The organism is Bombilactobacillus sp. ESL1202, assembly GCF_058107125.1.
In genome coordinates, this window is record NZ_CM176590.1 from 473,852 (window position 1) to 499,058 (window position 25,207).

A 25,207-nucleotide genomic window follows, 5' to 3' on the forward strand; every position below is an offset into this window, starting at 1 on the left:
TCTTGGCTGCTTAATCAAATACATTATACTAAAAGTACTGAACTTTGGGGGACTAAATATTTTAATTGTTCAAATAAAATACGAGTATTAATCTCTTTTTAAAATTAGCTTTTGAAATTGTTTATTTTTTAATAAAATCGTGAAGATAACATAGCCAATCAACACTGCCAGAAATTCGCCGATAAAAATATATATAATCGTTATTAATAGCGGCGCTTGTGTCATTAAATTTAACTCTAAACCAATAATTACACCGTTAACAATTCCGGCAATTATCGGCACTAAATAACCTTGCTTAATGTAAATAATTATTAAAAAGGTCAGCAATGATGCCAATGTTCCTACAAACATATCAACTGCCGCCGTTGGACTAAATAAATTAGTAATAAAACACCCCAACGTTAAACCAGGAATAAATTTCTTATTATAAAAGGGTAGCATTACTAAGATCTCTGAAATCCGTAACTGAATATTTCCATAGGCTAAAGAATTTAATGGTGGTGTAATGGTTAACACTACATAAATAGCAGCAATCATTGAATTAATAATCCAATCACGAGTGGAAAAACTAGCAAAATATTTTTTCAAAATTAACCCTCCATCATCTTTGTTTAAAGACAGGTTTCTTTCGGAGTTACCAAACTGTCTTAAGATATTACATTGATTCACGTTCTTTTAATTTATCATCAATTAATTGCAGAACTTTTTGTCGATCAGCTTCATTTTCTACAAAATCATATTGATCACAACTAATTTTCATTTTAGGGCTATAATGGTAATCTTCATACCAACGATCATAGCGTCCCAACAAATTATGATAATAGTCCACTAATGATGGATCATTTTCCGGTTGTTCATAAGAACGCCCCCGTTTTTTAATATGTTCTAACATTTTGTCATAAGAGACATCTAAATGAACTAACAAATCTGGAGCTTTTTTATGTGCAGCAAAAGGTAGTTCTTCCATCATGTTGTCTAACAATTCATCATAAACTTGAACTTCCTGTTTAGTTGCCCGCCCCATATCAGCATTAATGTGAAAAAATAACGAATCTTCGTATATTGAACGATCTAAAACATTATTATCATCTGATAATGCACGCTTAATTGAAGCAAATCGCTTATTTAAAAAATAAATCTGCAACAAAAAAGCATACTTTTTAGGATCATCGTAAAACAAGGGTAAGACCGGATTATCATCCACTTGTTCATAAAAAGCTTGTGTACCTAAATGTTCCGAAACAAGGGTTGCTAAGCTACTTTTGCCTGCACCAATCATACCGCTTAAAACTATCATCATGTTTGTCCTCCTCTAAAAATGCCTCATCTATAATAGCATATACACCACACATATTGTAGTGCTTTTTTTGAAGAAGTACCAAATATAGTAGTTGCTTTAGTAAATAGTAATTTTAATTATAAAAAATGACTCCTGAAAATTTAAATAAAATCAGGAGTCACCTCATTAATAAATTTAATAATTTAAATACTTTCAACAAAATTGATTGTTAAAACATTGTAATAATTTATCAACATTTTACTCATCAATTCCCATTTCTGCTTGCACAACGCTAGCGATTTGTTGACCAAAGCGCTGCGCATCTTCCTTAGTTGCTGCTTCTACCATCACTCTTAACAAAGCTTCCGTTCCACTTGGTCGTACTAAGACGCGTCCATCGCCATTCATTTGCTTCTCTACCGTATCAATTGCTGCTTGAATAGCTGGATAATTTTGCCAATTATTCTTCTCCTGTACCTTAACATTGATTAAAATTTGGGGATAAGTCTTTACTGGTGCCGCTAATTCAGACAAAGCTTGTCCTGTTTGTTTGACGACATTTAATAATTGAATACCAGTTAACATCCCGTCACCAGTGTTATGAACATCAAAAATAATGACATGTCCTGATTGTTCGCCACCAAGATTATAACCATTTTTAACCATCTCAGCAGCAACGTGACGGTCACCAACATCTGTTTGAACAGCATTCATATCATTAGCTTCAATAGCTTTATATAAGCCTAAATTACTCATGACCGTGGTAACAATCGTATCTTTTTTCAAGCGACCGTGAGCTTTGAAGTAATTTCCTAAAATAAACATGATTTTATCGCCGTCAACAATGTTACCTTTTTCATCAACTGCAATACAGCGATCGCCATCACCATCAAAGGCTAAACCAACTTGGGCTCCTTGTTTAACCACTTCACGAGCTAATTTTTCTGGATGAGTTGAACCAACACCGTTGTTAATATTAACGCCATCTGGATTAGTAGCAATTGTTGTGAAATCCACATTCAAATCAGCAAATAATTTGCTAACTAACTTACTGGTTGAACCATTTGCACCATCTAAAACCACTTTCACACCTGATAAATCATCAGAAATACTTTGCCGTAAAAATTCTAAATATTTTAATGAACCTTCTTTATAATCCTCTAAAGTACCAATACCTTCAGCGGAAGGACGAGGCAAAGAATCTTGCTTCTGATCTAAAAAGTGTTCAATTTCCTCTTCAGTAGCATCTTTCAATTTATAACCATCGGGGCCAAAAAATTTAATACCATTATCACTAGCAGGATTATGAGAAGCTGAAATCATAATTCCCGCATCAGCACCTTGAACTTTAACTAAGTAAGCAACCGCTGGAGTCGTAATCACACCCAAATTCAAAACTTCAATTCCAACAGACAAAAGGCCGGAAATCAAAGCAGTCTCTAGCATCTGCCCTGATTTTCTAGTATCACGTGCTACTAACACTACAGCTCGATCTTCATCACTATCTTTTTGTTGTGATAAAACAAAGCCGCCCGCACGCCCTAACTTAAAAGCCAATTCTGGTGTTAATTCTTTATTTGCAATACCACGGACACCATCCGTGCCAAAATATTTAACCATAGTTCTCCTCTTATCTTAATTATTTACTGAATTTTGATTAACTGCTGAATTTGGTTCATCAGTTTTTAAATAGACCTTAATTGTTCGTGGACTCGAATCTATAATATCAGATTTCACCTGATTAATTGTAACAATTTTTGACTTCTTCGTGCTAATTTTTGATACATCAATCGGAATATCCAGCTCATTTAACTGATTTAAAACATTTTTTTTCGCATAAATACGAACTACAGACACATCTGCTGTTAAATGATAATTCTTATTTTCTGGCATGTTTTGGGGGATAAATTTTAACGCAACTTTTTTACTCGGTAAGCTAATCGGCACTTTCACCCGCGTTGTTTGTGGCGTTAATAAAACTGATAAAGTTCGACCTTGAGCATCTAGAGCTTGTAATAGTACTTCTTGATGAAAGTCAGTTGAAGCATTATGCGGTAATTTGGCATGAGCTACTACTTGACTAATTCGTTGAACCTCGCTACGTGCCCCGACAACTTGCACTACTTGAGGATCAACACTAGCATCACCTCCTAGGTAGCCTTTCGCAATGTTTTTAGCATCATAATCAGCTTGAATTGGAAAAGCTTGTTCGGCTTTAGGTTCGATATCAACGTCAACATAACGTGGCTTAATTGAATACTTTAAATCACGATTTAAGCCATTTTGATGAACTAAAACCCGATGGTGGCCAACATTTAAATTATGCAAGTTAATATAAAGTGTAAAATTATGGGTATTTTTAGTAGCTGTCACTAAGGCTGATGGACCTTCTAATTTCACTCGAACTTGTTTAGGATAACCAGTGATAAAATAATTTTCTGCATCCGAATTAACTTGCAATTTCATATTTAAAGTCGCAGTTTTATTCGCATTAACCACATTTCCTGCCACTATGCCACTGCGAGTACTACCAATACTAGGTAAAGAAACACTCCAATAAATCCATAAGGCCAATAAAAAGGATAATAATAGATAAAAATACTTGGAATCAATAAACTTCCGCCATTTTTTCATTAATCGTTTCCCCTTTTAAAGCGTCGAATAAAGTTTCGAACAACAGAATTAGTCTGCGATGTTTTAGGTTCTAACTGAGCGCGTAAGTAATTGAGATAATCATCACGATTTAAATCCAACATCATATGATTTTTATGCGTAATCATAACCTCACCGGTTTCTTCTGAAACGACAATTGTCAAGGCGTCAGTCACCTCGCTAATCCCCACCGCTGCTCGATGACGGGTACCCAGCTTTTTAGGAATAGCGTTACTCTCCGACAATGGTAAATATGCCGCCGCCACTTCAATCTTATTTTTGTTAATAATTACTGCGCCATCATGTAACGGCGTGTTGGGAATAAAAATATTAATCAATAATTCGCCTGTAACATCAGCATCCAACTTAATTCCCGTTTCGACATACTCTTCTAAACCAGTATTCATTGTCAAAGTAATCAGTGCACCAATACGCCTTTTAGACATATATTGAATCGCTTTGTCTAACGCCATGATTAAATTATCAGTCAAATCCTTTTGTTCATTTCGAACTGAAAAAAACACTGGTGAACGTCCTAATTTTTCCAAGCCACGTCTAATTTCCGGCGCAAAAATAATAATAATCGCAATTACCGACCAATTAAAAACTTGATCGGTCAAATAAGCAATCGTACGCAGATTAAAGAACCAACTAATTAATTTAATTACTAAAATAATAAACAAGCCTTTTAATAATTGGATGGCTTTCGTTCCGCGAATCATCATTAACAGCTTATAGGTTAAAAACCAAACAAATAAAATATCAATGATATTAGTCAAAAAATTTAATGTAAAAATATGGCCCCATATATTTTGCATTCTTTAATCTCACCTCTGATCTTCACCAATGATTCGAACTTCTGTTTCTAATTGAACGCCAAACTTTTTTTGAACAGTAGTTTGAATTAGATGAATTAATGCTAAATAGTCACTAGCGGTGGCAGTTCCCAAATTAATAATAAAACCAGCATGTTTTTTTGAAACTTGAGCTCCGCCAACGATCTTCCCTTGTAATCCCGCTTTAATAATCAAAGGACCAGTAAAATATCCTGCTGGTCGTTTAAAAACACTCCCACAAGACGGATATTCCAGAGGCTGCTTTGATCGTCTCAAAGCGTTTAATTCGTCCATTTTAGCTTGAATTTTTTGTTGATCTCCTGGAACTAAGTCAAAAGTCACCTCAGTCACAATTCCGTGATTATCTTGCACTATGCTGTGCCGATAAGAAAATTTCAAATCATTTTGATCAATTGCAATTAGCTGACCAGCTGGTAAGATTTCTTTAATCTGGGTAATCACTGAACTAACTTCACCACCATAAGCTCCCGCATTCATAAAGGCTGCCCCACCAACACTTCCTGGGATTCCAGCGGCAAATTCTAAGCCACTTAGTCCTGCTTGACTAGCAGCTTTAGTAACATCGATTAAACGTGCTCCAGCCTGAGCAATAATCTGATTTTTTTGAACCAGAATTTGTTTCATCGCCGTTAAAATAATAACTAAACCTTTTATCCCTCCATCTTTAATGATTAAATTACTAGAATTTCCTAGTGCAGTCACTGGTAAATGATGCTTAATGGCAAAATCGGTTAATAATTGTAGTTCGGTCACTGTTTGTGGAAAAGCTACGTAATCTCCAGGTCCTCCTGTTTTAGTAAAGGTATATTGACTTAAAGAATCTTTGACTTTAATCTTAACTGGCAGATTTAACAATTCTGTTTTTAATTGTAAATCATTTAAAAATTGATCTCTGATTTCCGATTGCATGCTAAAACTCCTAACTAACTGTTTTCCACAATAACACTATTATAGTATATAATGAAATCTGAAAATAAGTTATGAATTGTGAGGTTTTTTACATGAATTTTGTTGCTCTGGATTTTGAAACCGCTAATCATCAAGCTGATAGTGCCTGTTCTTTAGCCCTCGCACTCATTTTAAATAATCAAATTGTAGACACTTTTTACACTTTGATTAATCCGCAGGCACCGTTTAATAGTCGAAACATTGCTATTCATCATATTCATCCAGAAGACGTTAAAGATGCACCAACATTTGCTCAAGTTTGGCCACACATCAAACCATTATTCACCACTAATCACTTAATTACGGCTCATAATGCTCCTTTTGATACCCGCGTTCTCAAAACAACACTTCAAAAATATCAAATTCCCACCCCAACTTATAATGTTATTGATACGGTGCGCACTTCCCGAAAATTTTATCCTGAATTACCTAATCATAAATTAAATACCGTTGCTGAAGCCTTAAATGTTGACTTAGAACATCACCATCATGCTTTAGATGATACTTTAGCATGTGCCGAAATTTTATTACAAACAAGAGCCCAATTTGGTACAGAAGCTTTACAACCGTTTATCAAACTAAAAGCTTAACAAGAACTTTTTCTATAAAATTCACTAAAAAAGAGTCCCTAATATGGATGGAATAAAAATTATTAGCAGATTGATCATGATAATAATTTTTACAAGATCATATTAGCGGACTCTTTACTTTATTAATCAATTTTACTTAACAGCAGCTAGCTGTTGTAACAAAAAAGAATAACGCTCACCTTGCGCTTTCAAAATTAATTTACGCATTTGGGCAGTGTTACCACGCTCAATTTTGATACGCAAATAATTTTGTGGTAATTGTTCTTGAATGAACTGTGACCATTCAATAATCACAATTCCCTTACTATTAAAATATTCTTGCAATCCCAATTCATCAGCAGAAGAATTTTCTAAACGATACATATCCATATGATAAAGTGGGTACTTAGCTTGCGAATATTCCCGAATTAAAGTAAAAGTCGGGCTTTTAACCGGCCGTTTAATTCCTAATCCTTGAGCAATTCCTTGCGTAAAAGTTGTTTTACCAGCACCTAAATCACCATCTAGCAACAAAAGATCCCCAGGTAATAAAAAATGTGCTAATCTTTGACCAAACTGCTTTGTTTCCGCAGCGTTCTGTGTTAATTTTTCCATAGTACCTCAATTATAAAGCTTGTGCAGCAGTGATAATTGCTAATTTATAAACATCTTCCACATTAGCACCACGCGACAAGTCAGAAATTGGTTTATTAAGACCTTGTAAGATCGGTCCAATCGCTTCAAAACCACCTAAACGTTGCGCAATTTTATAACCAATATTACCTGATTGTAATTCTGGAAAGACAAAAACATTAGCTTGACCAGCAACTTGAGAATCAGGTGCTTTTTGAGCAGCAACCGATGGTACAATGGCTGCATCAAATTGCAACTCACCATCCAAAGCCAAAGTTGGCTCCTTTTCTTGCGCTAACTTAGTGGCTTGTGCTACTTTAGTAACTTCATCACTCTTAGCTGAACCTTTAGTTGAAAAACTCAGTAAAGCAACTTTCGGATCAATATCAAATAAACGGGCTGTACTTGCTGATGTCACAGCAATTTCTGCCAATTCTTCCGCACTAGGATTAATATTGATAGCACAATCAGCAAACAAATAACGCTGTTGATCTTTTTGCATAATAAATGCGCCACTCGTCCGTGTCAAACCTGGTTTAACTTTAATAATTTGCAAAGCTGGACGAACTGTATCACCAGTTGGATGAATTGCACCAGAAACCATTCCGTCAACTTGATCCAAGTAGACTAACATTGTGCCAAAGTAGTTTGGATCACGCAACATTTGTTGAGCTTGTTCTTTAGTATTTTTACCTTTACGACGCTCAACAAAAGCAGCAACCATTTCATCAAATTGATCAAAATTTTGGGGATCCAAAATTTTGATTCCTTGAATATCTAAGCCTAATTCTTGGGCTTTTTTTTGAATTTCAGACTCATTGCCTAAAAAAACCGGTTCCAATAATTGATCTTGCCGTAACTTAACTGCCGCTTGTAAAATGCGGGCATCAGTTGCCTCAGGAAAAACAATTTTCTTGTTTTGACCACTAATCTTTTGTTTTAACGACTCAAATAATTCCATTTTTTCCTCCTATTTTTCGATAATCTCAGTTGGTAATTGCCAATTAATCGGTGTCTCACCAAATTGTTTTAAAGCAGCGTTGGTTCTAGAAAATGGACGTGAACCAAAGAAACCATAATTAGCGGAAAATGGACTTGGATGTGTCGAACTAATAATTGCATTATGTTGACTATCAATCAAATTCATTTTTGACTTAGCAGCTTTGCCCCAGAGAATAAAGACAACACCACCTTTATCAGAAAGCGCTTTTATCGCTTGGTCCGTCAATATTTCCCAGCCCTTCCCTTGATGAGAATACGCTTTTCCACGCCGTACTGTCAATACCGAATTTAATAATAATACGCCTTGATCAGCCCAGGATTTTAAATAACCATGATTGACTGGTGGATAGCCCAAATCTGCTTGCAGTTCTTTATAAATATTTTGCAAAGATGGGGGAACTTTATTTCCTGGTAAAACTGAAAAACTCAATCCATGCGCTTGATGTGGTTCATGATAGGGATCTTGACCTAAAATAACCACTTTTGTTTGTTGAAATGATGTCCAATCAAACGCTTGAAAAATATTGTACATATCGGGATAAATCGTTTGTTCCTGATACTCTCGTTTCAAAAATTGATGAAGGCGACGATAATAATCTTTATTAAACTCGGGTTCTAAAATTTGCTGCCAATCATTTTTTATTAATTGTTTCAACTTAACACCGCCTATTATGGTAAAATTTTAATATAAATTTAGGAGGATTCTTATGACTATCAAATTAATTGCTTCCGACATGGATGGAACCTTATTAAACAGTGAATCAATTGTTGCCCAAGAAAACATTGCTGCTATTCAAGCAGCTAATCAAGCGGGAATTCAATTTGTCGTAGCTACTGGGCGCGGCCTAAGTGAAGCTGAACCTTTAGTTAAAAACTTAACTGTGCAACCTGATTTTATAACTCTTAATGGGGCACTAGTCTACGATCAAGCTCTAAAACCTGTCGTTAAAATTCCGCTGACCTCCAATGCACTGCAACAATGTTTGCAAGAAATAAAATCCACTAACCTTTATTTTGAAATCATCACTGATCAAGGAATTTATTCCAATAGTCGTATTCAAAGAATTCAACATACCGCTAATTTGCTAGTTAAATTAAATCCCACTTTATTGTATAAAATGGCCGTCGCTAGAGCAAGTTCCCGCGCCGAACTGATGAATATTAATTACGTCAAAAACTTTGACAAAATTTTAAATGATCCTCAAATTAAAGTCATGAAAGTTTTAGTTTTTAGTGATCGTCATCCTGATAAATTAAACTGTTTAAAAAAACAACTAATGTTAAACAAACAAATTATCGTTACATCATCTTCGCCAAATAACATTGAAATTAATGATATTAATGCGCAGAAAGGGACCGCATTAATTACTTTTGCTCAAAAATTAGGTTTGACCGCTGATCAAGTAATGGCGATCGGTGATAATCTTAACGATGAATCAATGATTAAAGCTGCTGGAATTGGTGTGGCAATGGCTAATGCTTTACCCAAAATTAAGGAATTGGCACAATATCAAACTAGTAGTAATAACGAAAATGGCGTAGCACAAGCAATCTACTACGCCATCAAATTAAATCAGAAAACAATGGAAAGTTCACGATGATTTATTATTTACAATTTAACGCTGCTAATCTTCCTGGTGTCATCCAAGTTAATGATCAACAACAAGTCACTCATTATTATTTAATCCGTACTGCCCCGCGCTGGAAAATAAATTATGAACTTTTAAATGTCCAACAAAATGTGGTTGGCAATATTCGACAAACTTCAACGCGACCATGGGCTAATTATCAAATTAGTTTAAATCAAAAGAAAGTTACCAAACTAGTTCATTTAAATAATACACGGCACCAATTAATGATTGCTACCAAATTTCATTGGATTATTTCAGGAAATCTTTTCCAAAATAACTATTTAGTTCATGATCTGCATCACCATTTAATCATGTCAATTGACAATATTTATTTAAAAAACGGTCACGAAGGTTATTTATTGCAAATTATCAACCAGGCAGACGCCAGAGTTGGTCTATTACTTGCGGCAGTTTTAAACCAAACTAGTCGTCTCTCTAAAAACCAACATTCAATTAAAAATTGGAAGTTGCATAATTTACGCGTTAAACTTTCACACAATTATGATCTTGAGCGTAAAGATTAGCAATCTCAACAATCGTTTGAGCTAATTGAGCCATGGCTTCCACAGTTACAAATTCAAATGGTCCATGAAAATTCTCGCCACCATTAAATAAATTGGGTGTTGGCAAGCCAAGATAGGTAATCTTGGAACCATCAGTTCCCCCACGAAATGGATTAACTCGTGATTTAATCTGTAAATTAGCCAATGCTTTTTGAGCCAAAGTAATCGGATAACGGTCTTGATTAATAATATCTGCCATATTGTAATACTGATCTGTCAAAGTTAATTTAATCCGTGGTTGAGCAAATTGAGAATTTAATTGCGCAATAATTGCTTGTAAAAATTGCTTACGTTTGTTAAAAGCATTACGGTCAAAATCACGAATAATATAAACCAAGTGCGCTTTAGCAACATCCCCCTGAAATTGATTCAGTAAATAAAAACCTTCATAATCTTTCACAAATTCTGGCCGTTGTTGAGCTGGAATTTTGTGATCAATTTGTTCGGCCAAACTAATCGCATTAATCATTTGCCCATATGCTTGACCGGGATGAACACTAACACCATCAATATCAATGACAGCCTGAGCTGCATTAAAAGTTTCATATTCAATATCCCCTACCAAACCATTATCTAACGTATAAGCAAATTCAGCTGCAAAATCTGGCACATCAAAGCGATCAGCACCACGACCAATTTCTTCATCTGGCCCAAAAGCTACTTTAATCGGACCGTGACTAACTTGCGGATGATTAATTAAATAACGTAATGCTGCCATTAAGCCAGCTATTCCGCCCTTATCATCAACTCCCAATAAAGTCGTTCCATCAGCAGTAATTAATGTTTGTCCCAGATAATTTTTTAAATTAGGAAATTGTTGCGGATCTAGTTTCAAACCATTCTTCCATTTGATTACCTGTCCTTGATAATTTGAATGAACTTGTGGCTGAACATTAGCGCCCGGATAATCAGTAGCTGTATCTAAATGTGCAATAAAACCAATAGTTGGTAAATCTTCAGAAGTATTTCCAGGCAGCAAAGCTGTTAAGAAACTATTGGCTGAATTTAATTTAACTTCACTTAACCCTAAATCAAGCAATTGTTGTTGCAAATTGTGGGCTAACTCAGTTTGACCAACTGTTGTGGGAACTTGATCCATTGGTGCTTGTTCATCCGATTGGGTATTAATTTTTACATAAGTTAAAAAATCAGTTAATAATTGGTTTTGATCAATTTTATACTTCATTCATTAATCCTTCTTTGTAGAAAAATAAGTGGTTTTAAAATCATAAGGAACGCCAGAACCGTTATAGTTTAAGCCATGAACTTGCGGATTCAACAATTGTGCCTTAACAGCTTGATACAAAGGAATGGTACCTTGTAATTGCATTAAACGTTTTTCAGCTTTAACTTGATAATTCCAACGTTGAGCTTTATTTTGAGAATATTTATTTTCTGATAAATCCAAATAATGATCGAATTTAGCATCATGAAATTTAGAAGTATTATATGAAGATCCGGTTTCCCAAATATCCAAAAAATTAATTGGATCCGCAAAAACTGACTGCCAGCTGGTAATGACCATATCATAATCGCCTTGACGTTCACGAGCTAAGCGCTGAACTTTTGGTAAAGTTTTTAAAGTAACTTTCACATGTGGCAACTTGTTTAATGATCCCTGAATAAATTCCCCAGTTTGTTTAGATGTAGTTGTATCATCAATCAATAAACTTAAATTTAATTGTTTAGTCTTAGTAGCTTTTAAACCTTGCTTTAATAAGCTTTTGGCTTGCTTTAAATTATGAGTAGTCGAATTTTTAACTTGACTAACTTGAGCAAAATCTTGCTTTTTATAAGTACCAAGTCCTTCTGGTACAAAACCTTTCGGCGCTAGTGAACCATCCTCTAAAACCCCTTTTACCAATTGGCGACGATTAATTGCTAATGAAAAAGCTCGACGAACTTTCTGGTTCTTAAAGGCAGCAACTTGTTTTTGATTTAAATTCAAATCAGTCATATTAGAAGACTTACGCGTCAAAAAATCTTTTTGTCCTTTTAAATTAGGGACTTGAGTTCCTGAAAGGATTGTTTCGTCAACTTTGTTAGCTTGATATAAATTCAAGCCAGTTTGCGGATCCTTGACCACATTTTCCTTAATTTGTTGTAACTTAACATTCTTTTTATCCCAATAATGGGGATTTTTGACTAACCGCCAATTATCACTACTTCCGTTCCAATCCTTTAAAATATAGGGACCATTAGCAACTGTTTTAGCTGCAGTCGTTCCGTAATTTTTCCCCCAACGATTAATGGCAGCTTGATTTTGTGGAAAGAATAATGGCCAAGCTAATAGCTTTTTAAAATATGGCACTGGCTGAGTTAATTTAACTTGTAACTTATCCTTACTTAAAGCTTGAACACCTAATTTATCAACAGGTAATTTATTTTGATTAATTTGCTGGGCATTTTGTACTTGATTAAAATAAAAAGCATCACTAGAGCCAGTTTTAGGATCAACTGTTCGGCGCCAAGAAGCAACAAAATCTTGAGCTGTTACTGGTGTATTATCCGACCATTTAACATTAGGACGTAATTTAAAAGTATAAGTTAAACCATCAGCAGAAATTTTAGTCTGTGTAGCCAAAGCAGGCTGTGGTTTTCCTTTGGCATCAAGACGATAAAGTCCCTCTTGTGTATTTAGCAAAACATCAAAACTTAATGTATCAGAAGCTTGCGAAATATCCGCAGTTGCTAGTTCTGAACTTTCAGTCCAATTTAAAGTTTTCTTAGTTTTAGCCTGTACTGATTGTGAACTAATTTGTGTTCCTAAAGCTAATATAGCGACACTAATACCGATAAATCCCTTCCAATGTGCTTTCATAAAATTCTCCTCCAAACAAAAAAACTGCAAGTCAATTATTGACTTGCAGGACGACAAAGACGTGGTACCACCTGGTTTTCGATTTTAATAAAATCGCTTATGAGTACGTTAACTCATTATGCTTTAATGGTCATCACCATAATTACTTTATTCAAAGAACTCAGTAATTAAATCCAACTGATAAAGTTTCGAATTTTTAGTAGCAAATAAATACAAATTATTTTTCAAAAATTCAACTCCAAGACCATCTTCAACCAGATTTTTTAACATTTTACACCAACCAATGTCTCTCTAAAAAAATTATCTCGTTTACTCATCTTCAAGATTAAAAAATATTAACATACAATGAAATTATAAAACCTTATTTTTAAATGTCAAGTTGTAAAGCAAATAATAAAAAAATAATCAGCACAACTGCAGCTTGTACTGATTATTTTATATTAGATTCTTTAAAAGTCCTTTCCTCCTAATTTTTTATTAATATCATGATATAAATATAATATACAATCAAAAAAGAATTAAAAAAAGAAACAATTTTTCAAAAGCATCTCATTTTGAGACGTTTGTGTCACATTGTTTCAATAGTTGTTTGGCACGTTAACAAATAGCCAATAATATCTAATCTATTTATAATAATTTGCGTATCTAACTTAAAATCACTATCCAACCATTTTCGTAGTTGGTCAAAAATAGCGCTCGTTACTAATTCTAATTCAAGGTGATCATTTTGTAAATTACTCAAAACTGATAAGTTCTTGGCTGAATAATTATTCAAAAAATTCATCATTTCCTGATATAACCAATTCAATAAATTTTGCTGTTGTAAAACTTTATAAATTAAACGACAACCAAACTGATGCCGATCCAAATAAAAAATGCAATAATTATTTAAGTCATGCCAATCATTAAAAACTAATTGACCAAGATGTTGGAAATGGCTTTGAATTAACGATTGATAAATCGAGCTTACACCGCTGGGAAAGTAACGATAAAAAGTACTACGACTAATAGCTAAATTAGTTATTAAATCACTCACAGTTAAAATATGAGTTTCTTTAAGTTCTAATAATTTTTCTAACCGTTGAATAAGGTATTCGATAGTTATTGAACGCTTCATAAGCAGCTCCTGACTTCATACTAGCGCAAAACATTTTTTAGATTTCGCCGCATTTCACGATCTTGATCGCGCCGCTTAATCGTTTCACGCTTGTCATATTGTTTTTTACCCTCAGCAACTCCGATCAAAACTTTAGCAAATCCATGTTTCAAATACATCTTTAAAGGAATTACAGTAATCCCCTTTTTAGACAACTCACCACTAATTTTTTTGATTTCTTTTTTATGCAAAAGTAACTTACGGTCACGTAAAGGATCATGATTAAATTGATTGCCTTGATCGTAAGTGCTGACATGAACGTTAGCCAACCATAATTCACCACGCCGAAATTGAACAAAGCCATCACGTAAATTAACTTTTCGTGCTCTTACTGACTTTATTTCAGTTCCTGTTAAGGCTAATCCCGCCTCATATGTGGCTAAAATATTATAGTCATGACGTGCTTTACGATTATTAGCTACCTCATTAGCTGCCTTTTGATGGTGCTTTTTCATAAACTAAAAGTTCCCCCTTAATGATGGGATTTTTGATCGCGCCGTTCATATTTTCCAGAACGGCGTACTACATTGTTATGAGAATTTTTTCGAGAATTTTTCCGACGATTCAAAAAACGTTGATGTTCTTGTTCACGTCGTTGTTTTTCTGCATCAGCACGTTCCTGTTCCTCAGGACTCAAAATGGGCTCAAAATCGACTTGTCGTTGTTGAGCATCAGCCCGAATCAATTTAACTTGAATACTTTCACCCATTGTATAAACTTTATGAGTTCTTTTACCGATCATTGATAAAGATTTTTCATTATATTCATAATAATCGTCTAACATATTAGAAATATGAATCAAACCTTCAACTGTATTTTCCAAACTAACAAACATGCCAAAACTAGTCACACCATTAATAACACCATCAAACACTTCTCCAACTTTGTCAGTCATAAATTCAGCTTTTTTCAAATCATCAACAGCACGTTCAACATCAATTGACTTTCTTTCACAAGCAGAAGTATGAACCGCTACTTCCGGTAATTGTTCAGACCACTGATTTTGAACATCTTCGCCCAAGCCTTGATCAGCATAACTATGGATCATCCGGTGTACCATCAAATCAGGATAACGCCGAATCGGTGACGTAAAGTGCGTATAATAAGTTGCCGCTAAGCCAAAGTGACCTAATGGATCTGGAGAATACTTAGCTTGTTGTAGACTCCGCAACAGCATTGTTGTAATAACAGCTTCTTGCGGTTTACCAGCTACTTTTTCCAGAACAGCTTGAAACATTTTCGGAGTTACATGCTTGGCATCGCCTGGAACTGATAGTCCAAAAGAACTAGCCAGTTCAAAGAAATTTTGGACTTTTTCTGGATCTGGTTGTTCATGAACCCGATACAAGAATGGCACGTGTAGTTGATTAAAATGTTCGGCAACTGTTTCATTAGCGGCCAGCATAAAGGATTCAATCATTTTTTCTGCTGTGCCACGTTCCCGTAATTGAATGTCAATCGGGTGCCCTTTTTCATCAACAATAATTTTAGCTTCTGTTTCTTCAAAATCAATGGCACCACGCTGATGCCGCATTGCAAACAAAATTTCATGTAATTGCGCCATTTGTTTTAGCATTGGTACTAAATCAGAATATTGTTCTTGAACCTCAGAATCGTTGTCCAAAATTTTATTAACATTATTATAAGTTAAACGGGCGTGTGACCGAATTACACTAGGATAAATTTCATGCTTAATAATTTTTCCCTGTGGGTTAATTTCCATATCACAACTCAAAACGCAGCGATCTTCATCAGGATTAAGCGAACAAATTCCATTAGATAGACGAAATGGCAACATAGGAATTACTCGATCCACCAAATACGTACTAGTCCCTCGTTCATAAGCCTCTTGATCTAGTGGACTACCAGGTTTGACGTAATGAGTAACGTCAGCAATGTGCACTCCCAAATGAAAATTGCCGTTTTCTAATTGCCATAAAGTCACTGCATCATCAAAATCTTTCGAGTCGTCACCATCAATTGTAACCGTCACTTGATCACGGTTGTCACGTCGTCCCTGCCAGTCAGCCTGTGTTAAATGATCTGGAATCTCTTGTGCTGCTTGCAAAACGTCTTGAGGAAATTCATCCTTAACATCATTTTGATAAACTATTGACAACTCATCAACACCAGGATCATTTTTATTACCCAAGGTCTTTAAGGCAATGCCAACCATACTTCTAGGGAATTCATCACTAGGATATGCAACAATTTCAACTTGAACCATATCACCCATTTGTGGAGTAATACCGGTCGGTTTAATAAAAACTGGATTATTAGCAATTTTTTTATCATGACTTTTAACATAACCTAAAAGACCAGTTTTCTTTGCTTGAACATCACTGTAAGGCATAAACTCACCGACAAGTTGCTTCAGTCCATGATCTAAAATCTGAGTGATTTTTCCTTCAGCACCATTATCTCCCCACGGATTGGCTGGTTTAATAATTTGTACTTCCACTTCGTCGTTATTGATTGCATGTAAAGTATTTGTTCGCGCAATAAAAATATCCGGCTCCTCATCGTCATAACGCACAAAACCAAAGCCCCGATCATTTGCCCGAAAAGTTCCCGTTACTTTTTGATCAATAGGTGTCATTTTAAATTGATTATGATTATGAGCTGTAATTTTATCTTCGCCTTCTAATACAGCTAAGGCTTTTAAGACATTATTGTACGCATTCGCATCTTTCAAATGTAGTAAATCGACCACATCCTGAGCGCTATATTTTCTTTCAGGATAGTTACGAAAAACTTCCAAAACATCCGAAATTAACTTGTTTTTTTCTAAAGCCATTAATTATTTACTCCTAATTTAACGATAAAAATTGTTCTATATCTTGTTCTAATTGAGGTCTTGCTTGATTAACAGTAATCACATGCCCAGCTCCAGGATAAAAATTAGTAACAACTTGTTGGGATGGAAAAACATCTCTTAATTGTTGAGCAGAATTAACATTCACCATTTGGTCGGCTTGACCATGACCAATAAATAATGGTTGATTAATTTGTGACAGTTGTTGCCGAACTGCTACAGCAGTTTGTTTAATAGCTGTTAAAGCTAGCGGCAATAACTTAGCAATTTGGCGTTGACGCTCAGCTTTTTGCGCTATTGTTAATTGCTGTTGCTGCTCTAGATAAGTTTCATATTGATAAAAACCCGCTGAAACATTGGTTAAATCATTATTAAAAGCTGGGCACCCTAAAACTGCCCCACTGTGAATTTCTGAAAACGTTGCTAAAGCTTTCAATGCAAACAAACTGCCTAAAGACAAACCAACAACACTAATTGGACCAGATTTATTTTGTCGCACAAAATTAATGGCCGCTTTTGTATCTTCCCACCAAGCACGAGGAGTCCCCTTTGTTAAAATATCAACAGCATTTAAAGTCCCATGTCCAGTGAATAACGGAAGGTATGAACTAATATTTTTTTTAGCCAAAGCCCGACTCAATGCCAAAAAATCATGTGGACTGCCAGTATACGAATGTAAAAAAATAACTGTTTGTTCACCTTTATCTATAAATAAAGTTTTAGGAGGAACTCTCTTCATTTTGCACCTCACAACACACAAATAAAAAAATCCTACTGTCAAAACAGAGGATTTAGAAAATTTATTTTGATGACATAAAAGCCAATGCAAGCGCACAAACAAAGAAAATAATTGCCAAGATTGCCGTAACCTTTTCCATAAAGGCTTCAAAGCCACGTTTCTTTTGCGTATTGAATAAATCACCTGATCCACCAGATAAGGCATTCAATGCATCTTGTTGTTTTTGTGGTTGCATCATAACGGCAATAACAATCAAAATAGAATCAATAACTAAAATATTTGTTAGTAAACTGTACACGTTTATAACCTCCGTTATGGCACTACTGATAGCATAACATAAAGATTTATCATTTACTAGTTGAAAAAATCATCTGTTAAAAACGGCAAGCTACACAATTAAAATTAGACAATTACCAATAATCATACATTGTTATCCGAGTTACATCTTTAAGAATCAACGAAAAAGGCTGGGACAAAAATTATAAGCAAGACCGCAATTGAATTCAAAATTCACTTAATATTATCAATAAGGTAAGCATTATTTTTATTGTTCCAACCTCTATTTAAAATTTATTGTTTTGACTAAACCTTACTTTTATCCCTTACAATAATTGTTTGGTTGTCATAACAAGGAACTAGCTAATATATCAATTATTTGCCCTTTAACTTTTGTACACTAGTTAAAATATCAGAACTTTGTGCCACCATTGATATCACTGCACTGCCAGCGACCGAGGTTGCCAAAACTTTTCCCACATTATCAGCTGTAATTCCGCCAATAGCGACAATGGGACGTTTAGCAATTTGATTAAGATATTGCAAACCATCAGGACCAATTACCGGTGAAGCATCATCTTTAGAGTTAGTCACAAACACCGGACCACAGCCGTAGTAATCAATTCCCGAAATTTGGTTTGCAGCCAAAACTTCAGCTTGATTAGAACAGGACAAACCAATCATCATTTTTTGACCTACTTCTTTAACGACCTGTTGAATTTTTTCGTCTGACTGACCAACATGAATTCCATCCGCAACAATTCTTTTAGCTAAAGGTAAATCATCATCCACAATGAAAGGGACTTGATATTGAGCGCAAAGTTGTTGTAATTCTTGTGCCATTGATAAACGCTGTTTAGGATCAACAATCGCCCGTGGTCCTTTGTCACGGAATTGATAAGCTGTAATTCCAGCTTGCAAAGCTTGTTCCACAATTTCAGGCAACGTTTTTTGAGCGGGAAGATCTTGGGTACCACAAACAAAATAAGCTTGTAAAATTTTAGGATCAAATTTAATCATTTTTTTGCTCCTCTCCATAGGCCCAATGATTTAATGGTCCATGACCATGACCAACTTGAATCGTATGTTTGATGGCTGCTTGGACAAAGTTTTTTGCTATTTTGATAGCCTGCTTTAAAGATTCACCCTTGGCCAATTCTGCGCACAAACATGAAGATAAAGTATCACCTGTTCCATGAGTACGAATCGTATCAATTCGTGGAGCACTCAACCATAAGTCAGTCTGATCTGCAAATAAACAATAATCACTGACCGCAGAGCCCTTAACGTGACCACCTTTGATGATAACATTTTGGCATCCCAAAGCTTGCAAATCTTGAGCAGCTTTTTTAAAATCGGTAGATTCATTAATATCATATCCAACTAAACGTTGAGCTTCTAACAAATTGGGGGTAACAACAGTCGCCAAAGGCAACAGTTCTTCTTTAACTGTCAAAATAGCATCATCGGTCAATAAGACCGCGCCACCCTTAGCAATCATTACAGGATCAACAATTAATGGTCCCAAATCATATTTTTTTAAATTATTAACAACATAACTAACGTGTTGAGCGTCACCTAACATTCCCGTTTTGCAAGCACGAATTTGAAAATCAGTCGCAATAGAAGCAAATTGTTCATTGATCATTTCTTCAGGCAACATAAAAGATTGCTGCACACCTAAAGTGTTTTGAGCTGTGACAGCAACCACAACTCCTGTACCGAAAACATGACAGGCTTGCATCGTTTTTAAATCAGCCATCATTCCTGCTCCGCCACCAGAATCAGTTCCTGCAATTGTTAAAACCTGAGGAAAAGCATTAATTTTTTCAGTCATTTTATAATTCCTCATAATTTGCCAATGATTTTACTTGCTCAAGTGTTGCAAATGATAATTGATCTAACAAATTAACCGTAAAACTACCTGGGCCAACCTTTTGATCACCAACAGCCAGTTCACCAATTGTCGCAAAAATTACAGCCGCAGTTTGTGCAGCTTCAAAATAATCACCAGAACTAACCGCACAAAAAGCACCAACAATACTAGTTAACATATCACCAGATCCTACATGAGCAGCAAATAATGGTGTTCCATTATGAACAGCCACCACCCGCTGACCATCAGTAATATAATCTGTAGCACCACTCAATAAAACCACGCAATTAAACTTGTTAGCTGCTGCTTTGGCAATTTCAACAACGTCACCGTTACCAGCACCAGCATCAATGCCCTTTGCTTGCCAAGCATAGTCAGCTAACGCAGCGATTTCGCCAGCATTTCCGCGGATGACAGCAACTTGAAAATCCTTAAGCAATTGTAAAGCCACTTGCTTGCGGTAATCAATTGCTCCCACAGCGACAGGATCTAACACCACTGGTTTCTTAGCGGCATTAGCTTCCTGTCCCATTTTTTGCAAATGTTTAATTTGTTCTTGCGTAAAAGCTCCTAAATTTAAAGAAACAGCATTACTAATGTTGACCATCGCTTTAGTTTCAGCAATTTCTTCTGACATAATTGGTGATGCGCCTAAGGCATTCAAGCCATTAGCAACATCTTGAACTGTCACAAAATTTGAAATATTCAAAACCACAGGATTTTGTCGGCGTAACTCATCTAGCAACGATAATTTCATTAAAAATTCCTCCTACGAGCACAGAACTTCTAAATTGATTACTTTCGTAAAAATGATATTAAAAAGACGTCTCAACCGAGACGTCTATTAATCAATAGTCTTATTCTTAATAGCACATCCCTACGCAAGTTCTAACTTACAGGTTCAAAGGGTTTAGATTGTATCTATCTCAGCCAATGGCACCCCTTGCTTTTATTATATTTTAACGCTTTCATTATAATCAAAAAAATTCAGTAAAGCAAGATACCAATTATAAAAATGATTAAAAAAATTATCAGAATAAATTATGCTATACTGAAATTAGTTTGTAGATGGTCAAAATTAATTTTGAGGTTTTTGTACCCTTAAAGATTTAGCAATAGAAAAACTAAAGTATCCCAACAAACCTTTGGCCACTTGTTTTTGTACCCTTAAAGATTTAGCAATAGAAAAACTAAAACGAACTAAAAGCTCAATGAAACCAGGTTTTTGTACCCTTAAAGATTTAGCAATAGAAAAACCTTGTATGCAACTTGCATATCGCCCATGATGGTTTTTGTACCCTTAAAGATTTAGCAATAGAAAAACTCAGAAAAAGGTTAATTCCACTAATCGTACGTTTTTGTACCCTTAAAGATTTAGCAATAGAAAAACACTAGTTTTTAATTCAAATGGTCTCGCTTAGTTTTTGTACCCTTAAAGATTTAGCAATAGAAAAACAATTAGCAATTGATTTCTAGTTGAGTAATTGTTTTTGTACCCTTAAAGATTTAGCAATAGAAAAACTGAAACAATCGAAAAACTTAATGAGGAACAGTTTTTGTACCCTTAAAGATTTAGCAATAGAAAAACCTGGAATTAAATTTTGACCCATGGTAATAGGTTTTTGTACCCTTAAAGATTTAGCAATAGAAAAACCTGGAATTAAATTTTGACCCATGGTAATAGGTTTTTGTACCCTTAAAGATTTAGCAATAGAAAAACAGTTCCAGTTTAGCCAGTATTCTTTTGCTAGTTTTTGTACCCTTAAAGATTTAGCAATAGAAAAACTGGTATTTTAGATGCGGCTTCTCAGCAAGAGTTTTTGTACCCTTAAAGATTTAGCAATAAGAGATGCTCAAAAAATGACTCTGTATAAAAATCAGGGTCTTTTTTGTTTTTGACAAACCAATTCATTGTACAAAAAAACAGTGTCAGTAAATTACCAACACTGTTTTCCTAAAATTAAATTTGATTATTTATTAATGCTATAAAAACTCTTTTCGCCTTTATATTCAGCAGCAGAACCTAATTGTTCTTCAATCCGCATTAATTGATTATATTTGGCAATCCGATCTGTCCGACTCATAGAACCAGTCTTAATTTGACCAGCATTTGTAGCAACAACTAAATCGGCAATTGTTGTGTCTTCCGTTTCACCAGAACGGTGAGAAACGATTGCTGTGTAACCAGCTTCTTTAGCCATTTCAATAGCTTCAAAAGTTTCTGTCAAAGTACCAATTTGGTTAACCTTGATTAAGATTGAGTTAGCAACGCCCATATCGATACCCTTCTTCAAGTAGTCGGTATTGGTTACAAACAAGTCATCACCAACAATTTGGACTTTGTCACCCAATTTCTTGGTTAACATTTGCCAATCTTCCCAGTTATTTTCATCCAAAGGATCTTCGATGGAAACGATTGGGTATTTGTCAACTAAGTCAGATAACAAGTCAGCAATTTCTTCAGCTGTATAAGACTTGCCATCACCTTTCATATCATACTTACCGGTTTCAGTATTGTAATATTCAGATGAAGCACAGTCAAAGGCAATCGCAATATCTTTACCTGGTTTGTAACCAGCACGTTCAATTGCTTCAACTAAAACTTGGAAAGGTTCTTCGTTATTCTTCATGTTATTTGGTGCAAAACCACCTTCGTCACCAACAGCAGTAGAATCACCACGTTCTTTTAAGATCGCAGCTAAATTATGGAAGGTTTCAGAACCCATCCGAATAGCATCATGGATGCTCTTAGCACCAACAGGCATAATCATGAATTCTTGGAAATCAACATTGTTATTAGCATGCTTACCACCATTAATAACATTCATCATTGGTGTTGGTAAAACATGACTATTTGGGCCACCTAAATATTCATACAACGGTAGACCCAATTCGTCAGCAGCGGCATGAGCAGCAGCTAGAGAAACACCTAAAATGGCATTAGCACCTAATTTACCTTTATTAGGAGTACCATCTAATTCGATCATTTTTTGATCAATAGCCCGTTGATCAGTAACATCCATACCAATAATTTCTTTAGCAATGATGTCATTAACGTTCTTGACAGCTTTTAAAACACCTTTACCCATGAAACGAGATTTATCGCCATCACGTAATTCAACAGCTTCATGTTCACCAGTAGAAGCCCCAGAAGGAACACTAGCACGACCAAAGCCACCTAATTCAGTATACATTTCAACTTCAACAGTTGGGTTGCCACGTGAATCTAAAATTTCACGAGCTAAAATATCAGTAATAACAGACATTAAATATTCTCCTTTTGTTAAATGATCAACACAATTAATTTTACCATTTAAAATTCAGTAAGCAAACTGCTTAATCTTGATAATTAACTAATTGTAGATAAGATTCTGGATCTAAGCTGGCACCACCAACTAAACCACCATCAATATCCGGTTTAGCCATTAATTCCTTGACATTAGCTGGTTTAACGGAACCACCATATTGAATCCGAACGTTTTCAGATGTTGTTTCATCGTATAAATCAGCAACAGTTTGACGAATGACATGACAAATTTCTTGAGCTTGATCAGAAGTAGCAGTCTTACCAGTACCAATCGCCCAAATTGGTTCATAAGCAATAACTAATTGGGATACTTGTTGAGCTGATAGATTTTTCAATGCAGCTGTAACTTGATTTTTAACCCATTCTTCAGCTTTGCCAGCTTCTCTGGTCTCTAATGTTTCGCCACAACAAATAATTGGTAACATTTTGTTAGCAAAGATTGCGTGAGCCTTTTTATTAATTTCTTCGTCTGTTTCGTGGAAATAATCCCGCCGTTCAGAATGTCCAATGATGACATAATCGATGCCCATACTTGCTAAAACTTCAGGACTAGTTTCACCAGTAAAAGCACCAGAATTTTCAAAATAGCAGTTTTCAGCTGCAGTTTTTAAATTACTGCCCTTAGCTGCAGCTAATAAAGCAGGTAAATCAACAGCTGGTGCTGCAATTACTGATTCTACCTTACTAGAAGCAGGTAATTGATCCTTAACTGCATTAACAAATTTGGTGGTATCTTCTGGATTATTATTCATCTTCCAGTTACCAGCAATAATTGGTGTCCGCATAAACATGGTTCTCCTTTATATAAATTATTTATCAGAAATAGCTGCAATACCTGGCAATTCTTTACCTTCCAAGTATTCCAAAGAAGCACCGCCACCAGTTGAAATATGGCTTAACTTATCAGCAATTCCCAATTGTTGTGCCGCAGCAGTTGAATCGCCACCACCAACGATTGTCGTAGCATCTTGCAAGTCACCTAATGCTCGACCAATTTGTAAAGTACCGTTAGCAAAGTTGCTCATTTCAAAAGCACCCATTGGCCCGTTCCAAACAACAGTTTTGGCACCCTTTAAAGTATCTTCAAATAATTTAATTGTCTTTGGACCAATATCCAAGGCCATCATATTATCAGGAATATCGACACCATCGGTTACTTCATGAGGAGCATCATTAGAAAATTCTGTTGCAACAACATGATCAACTGGCAAAACAATTTTGTCACCGGCTTTAGCTAATAATTCTTTAGCCATCGGTACACGATCTTCTTCAAACAAAGACTTACCAATCTTATGACCTTGAGCAGCTAAGAAAGTATAAGCCATACCACCACCGATGATGATATGATCAGATTTGGGAATTAAGTTTTCAATTACGGCAATTTTATCAGAAACTTTAGCGCCACCCAAAATTGTTACAAAAGGATGCACTGGATTTTCTACTGCATTGCCCAAGAATTTAATTTCTTTTTCCATTAAGAAACCGGCAGCAACTGGTTTATCCGCAGCTTTCATGGCGTTAGCAATCCCTACATTGGAAGCATGGGCACGATGAGCTGTACCAAAAGCATCATTGACAAAAACATCACCTAAAGAAGCCCAGTATGCACCTAACTTAGGATCATTTTTGCTTTCGCGCTTACCAAAATCGTTGTCAATATCTTGAAAACGGGTATTTTCTAGTAAAATCACATCGCCATCTTGCATTTGCGCAATAGCATCTTCCACTTGGGAGCCTTCATTTGCCGATACAAACTTCACATCTTGACCCAAAAGTTCGCTTAAACGTTCAGCAACTGGACGTAAACTTAATTCTTTTTTATCAGCATCACTTTTAATGCGGCCTAAATGAGATAGTAAAATTAATTTACCACCATTTTCCAAAATATACTTAATTGTTGGCAAAGCAGCAACAATCCGGTTATCGTTAGAAATTTTACCGTCTTTTAACGGCACATTAAAATCCGCCCGCATTAAAACTTTTTTGTCTTTGACATCAACATCAGAAACAATTAATTTTGCCATGATTGGCCTCCTAATTAATTTTTTTACTTGGAATACTTCACAATATTTCAAAGCCTTGA

Annotated in this window: 25 protein-coding genes, 1 CRISPR repeat array and 1 riboswitch; of the genes, 3 read left to right on the top strand and 22 right to left on the bottom strand. The window is 35.3% G+C overall.

Going from position 1 to position 25,207, the window contains the following annotated elements:
• Positions 1-87 precede the first annotated feature (87 nt).
• The 6 genes from AC3B7A_RS02275 to murB all read right to left on the bottom strand — a co-directional run bounded on the left by AC3B7A_RS02275 (position 88) and on the right by murB (position 5,697).
• Positions 88-588 (bottom strand): QueT transporter family protein, encoded by a 501-nt coding sequence (locus AC3B7A_RS02275; protein WP_489756122.1) that lies wholly within the window; start codon positions 586-588, stop codon positions 88-90.
• Between the two features lie 67 nt (positions 589-655).
• Positions 656-1,297, bottom strand: coding sequence for a deoxynucleoside kinase (locus AC3B7A_RS02280; protein ID WP_489756525.1), 642 nt, complete (start codon positions 1,295-1,297; stop codon positions 656-658).
• Between the two features lie 240 nt (positions 1,298-1,537).
• Positions 1,538-2,899, bottom strand: a complete 1,362-nt coding sequence (gene glmM / locus AC3B7A_RS02285) for a phosphoglucosamine mutase (protein ID WP_489756123.1) — start codon at positions 2,897-2,899, stop codon at positions 1,538-1,540.
• A gap of 15 nt (positions 2,900-2,914) precedes the next feature.
• Positions 2,915-3,913, bottom strand: a complete 999-nt coding sequence (locus AC3B7A_RS02290; protein WP_489756124.1) for a CdaR family protein — start codon at positions 3,911-3,913, stop codon at positions 2,915-2,917.
• A complete protein-coding gene (gene cdaA / locus AC3B7A_RS02295) occupies positions 3,913-4,749 on the bottom strand; it encodes a diadenylate cyclase CdaA (RefSeq protein WP_489756125.1) in 837 nt (278 codons plus the stop codon). Before cdaA ends, AC3B7A_RS02290 begins: the two co-directional genes overlap by 1 nt.
• A gap of 9 nt (positions 4,750-4,758) precedes the next feature.
• On the bottom strand, positions 4,759-5,697 hold the full coding sequence (gene murB / locus AC3B7A_RS02300; protein ID WP_489756126.1) for a UDP-N-acetylmuramate dehydrogenase: 939 nt from the start codon (positions 5,695-5,697) through the stop codon (positions 4,759-4,761).
• 92 nt (positions 5,698-5,789) lie between these two features.
• Here murB and AC3B7A_RS02305 point away from each other — a divergent pair, with 92 nt between their 5' ends.
• On the top strand, positions 5,790-6,326 hold the full coding sequence (locus AC3B7A_RS02305) for a 3'-5' exonuclease (RefSeq protein ID WP_489756127.1): 537 nt from the start codon (positions 5,790-5,792) through the stop codon (positions 6,324-6,326).
• Positions 6,327-6,458: 132 nt separating this feature from the next.
• Here the strand turns inward: AC3B7A_RS02305 and tsaE are convergent, their stop codons facing one another.
• Genes tsaE through AC3B7A_RS02320 form a run of 3 tightly spaced genes read right to left on the bottom strand, consistent with a single transcriptional unit; the run spans position 6,459 to position 8,595 of the window.
• Positions 6,459-6,920, bottom strand: coding sequence for a tRNA (adenosine(37)-N6)-threonylcarbamoyltransferase complex ATPase subunit type 1 TsaE (gene tsaE / locus AC3B7A_RS02310; RefSeq protein ID WP_489756128.1), 462 nt, complete (start codon positions 6,918-6,920; stop codon positions 6,459-6,461).
• A 10-nt stretch (positions 6,921-6,930) separates the two neighbouring features.
• The gene (gene pta, locus AC3B7A_RS02315) at positions 6,931-7,899 is read right to left on the bottom strand and encodes a phosphate acetyltransferase (protein WP_489756129.1); all 969 of its coding nucleotides are present in this window, start codon (positions 7,897-7,899) and stop codon (positions 6,931-6,933) included.
• A gap of 9 nt (positions 7,900-7,908) precedes the next feature.
• The gene (locus AC3B7A_RS02320) at positions 7,909-8,595 is read right to left on the bottom strand and encodes a uracil-DNA glycosylase (protein WP_489756130.1); all 687 of its coding nucleotides are present in this window, start codon (positions 8,593-8,595) and stop codon (positions 7,909-7,911) included.
• 52 nt (positions 8,596-8,647) lie between these two features.
• On the opposite strand from AC3B7A_RS02320, the gene AC3B7A_RS02325 reads away from it, so the two are divergent.
• Together AC3B7A_RS02325 and AC3B7A_RS02330 are read left to right on the top strand one after the other, a co-directional pair.
• Complete coding sequence (locus AC3B7A_RS02325) at positions 8,648-9,541, top strand: Cof-type HAD-IIB family hydrolase (protein ID WP_489756131.1); 894 nt, start codon at positions 8,648-8,650, stop codon at positions 9,539-9,541.
• Positions 9,538-10,095 carry an LURP-one-related/scramblase family protein gene (locus AC3B7A_RS02330; RefSeq protein ID WP_489756132.1) on the top strand — a complete coding sequence of 186 codons (558 nt, stop codon included), beginning with the start codon at positions 9,538-9,540 and terminating at the stop codon, positions 10,093-10,095. Before AC3B7A_RS02325 ends, AC3B7A_RS02330 begins: the two co-directional genes overlap by 4 nt.
• Here the strand turns inward: AC3B7A_RS02330 and pepT are convergent.
• The 13 genes from pepT to AC3B7A_RS02395 all read right to left on the bottom strand — a co-directional run bounded on the left by pepT (position 10,055) and on the right by AC3B7A_RS02395 (position 25,148).
• On the bottom strand, positions 10,055-11,320 hold the full coding sequence (gene pepT, locus AC3B7A_RS02335; protein ID WP_489756133.1) for a peptidase T: 1,266 nt from the start codon (positions 11,318-11,320) through the stop codon (positions 10,055-10,057). The two genes, AC3B7A_RS02330 and pepT, sit on opposite strands and share 41 nt — an antisense overlap.
• 3 nt (positions 11,321-11,323) lie before the next feature.
• Positions 11,324-12,955: a peptide ABC transporter substrate-binding protein gene (locus AC3B7A_RS02340; protein ID WP_489756134.1), complete on the bottom strand. Its 1,632-nt coding sequence runs from the start codon at positions 12,953-12,955 to the stop codon at positions 11,324-11,326.
• Positions 12,956-13,523: 568 nt separating this feature from the next.
• Complete coding sequence (locus AC3B7A_RS02345; RefSeq protein ID WP_489756135.1) at positions 13,524-14,072, bottom strand: hypothetical protein; 549 nt, start codon at positions 14,070-14,072, stop codon at positions 13,524-13,526.
• A 20-nt stretch (positions 14,073-14,092) separates the two neighbouring features.
• A complete protein-coding gene (smpB, locus tag AC3B7A_RS02350; RefSeq protein WP_489756136.1) occupies positions 14,093-14,566 on the bottom strand; it encodes an SsrA-binding protein SmpB in 474 nt (157 codons plus the stop codon).
• A 17-nt stretch (positions 14,567-14,583) separates the two neighbouring features.
• Complete coding sequence (rnr, locus tag AC3B7A_RS02355) at positions 14,584-16,908, bottom strand: ribonuclease R (RefSeq protein WP_489756137.1); 2,325 nt, start codon at positions 16,906-16,908, stop codon at positions 14,584-14,586.
• A 13-nt stretch (positions 16,909-16,921) separates the two neighbouring features.
• Positions 16,922-17,665, bottom strand: a complete 744-nt coding sequence (locus tag AC3B7A_RS02360) for an alpha/beta hydrolase (protein ID WP_489756138.1) — start codon at positions 17,663-17,665, stop codon at positions 16,922-16,924.
• Between the two features lie 61 nt (positions 17,666-17,726).
• On the bottom strand, positions 17,727-17,963 hold the full coding sequence (secG, locus tag AC3B7A_RS02365) for a preprotein translocase subunit SecG (RefSeq protein WP_489756139.1): 237 nt from the start codon (positions 17,961-17,963) through the stop codon (positions 17,727-17,729).
• Positions 17,964-18,316: 353 nt separating this feature from the next.
• On the bottom strand, positions 18,317-18,961 hold the full coding sequence (thiE, locus tag AC3B7A_RS02370; protein ID WP_489756140.1) for a thiamine phosphate synthase: 645 nt from the start codon (positions 18,959-18,961) through the stop codon (positions 18,317-18,319).
• The gene (gene thiD, locus AC3B7A_RS02375; protein ID WP_489756141.1) at positions 18,954-19,778 is read right to left on the bottom strand and encodes a bifunctional hydroxymethylpyrimidine kinase/phosphomethylpyrimidine kinase; all 825 of its coding nucleotides are present in this window, start codon (positions 19,776-19,778) and stop codon (positions 18,954-18,956) included. Before thiD ends, thiE begins: the two co-directional genes overlap by 8 nt.
• 1 nt (position 19,779) lies before the next feature.
• Entirely contained in the window at positions 19,780-20,574 is a 795-nt protein-coding gene (gene thiM, locus AC3B7A_RS02380; RefSeq protein WP_489756142.1) for a hydroxyethylthiazole kinase, read from the bottom strand.
• Positions 20,575-20,672: 98 nt separating this feature from the next.
• Positions 20,673-20,771, bottom strand: a riboswitch (TPP riboswitch).
• 135 nt (positions 20,772-20,906) lie between these two features.
• Positions 20,907-21,669: a CRISPR direct-repeat array (repeat unit 36 nt; unit sequence GTTTTTGTACCCTTAAAGATTTAGCAATAGAAAAAC).
• Positions 21,670-21,787: 118 nt separating this feature from the next.
• Positions 21,788-23,083: a phosphopyruvate hydratase gene (eno, locus tag AC3B7A_RS02385; protein WP_489756143.1), complete on the bottom strand. Its 1,296-nt coding sequence runs from the start codon at positions 23,081-23,083 to the stop codon at positions 21,788-21,790.
• Positions 23,084-23,153: 70 nt separating this feature from the next.
• The gene (tpiA, locus tag AC3B7A_RS02390; protein ID WP_489756144.1) at positions 23,154-23,909 is read right to left on the bottom strand and encodes a triose-phosphate isomerase; all 756 of its coding nucleotides are present in this window, start codon (positions 23,907-23,909) and stop codon (positions 23,154-23,156) included.
• Positions 23,910-23,933: 24 nt separating this feature from the next.
• The gene (locus AC3B7A_RS02395; protein ID WP_489756145.1) at positions 23,934-25,148 is read right to left on the bottom strand and encodes a phosphoglycerate kinase; all 1,215 of its coding nucleotides are present in this window, start codon (positions 25,146-25,148) and stop codon (positions 23,934-23,936) included.
• Between the last annotated feature and the right edge of the window lie 59 nt (positions 25,149-25,207).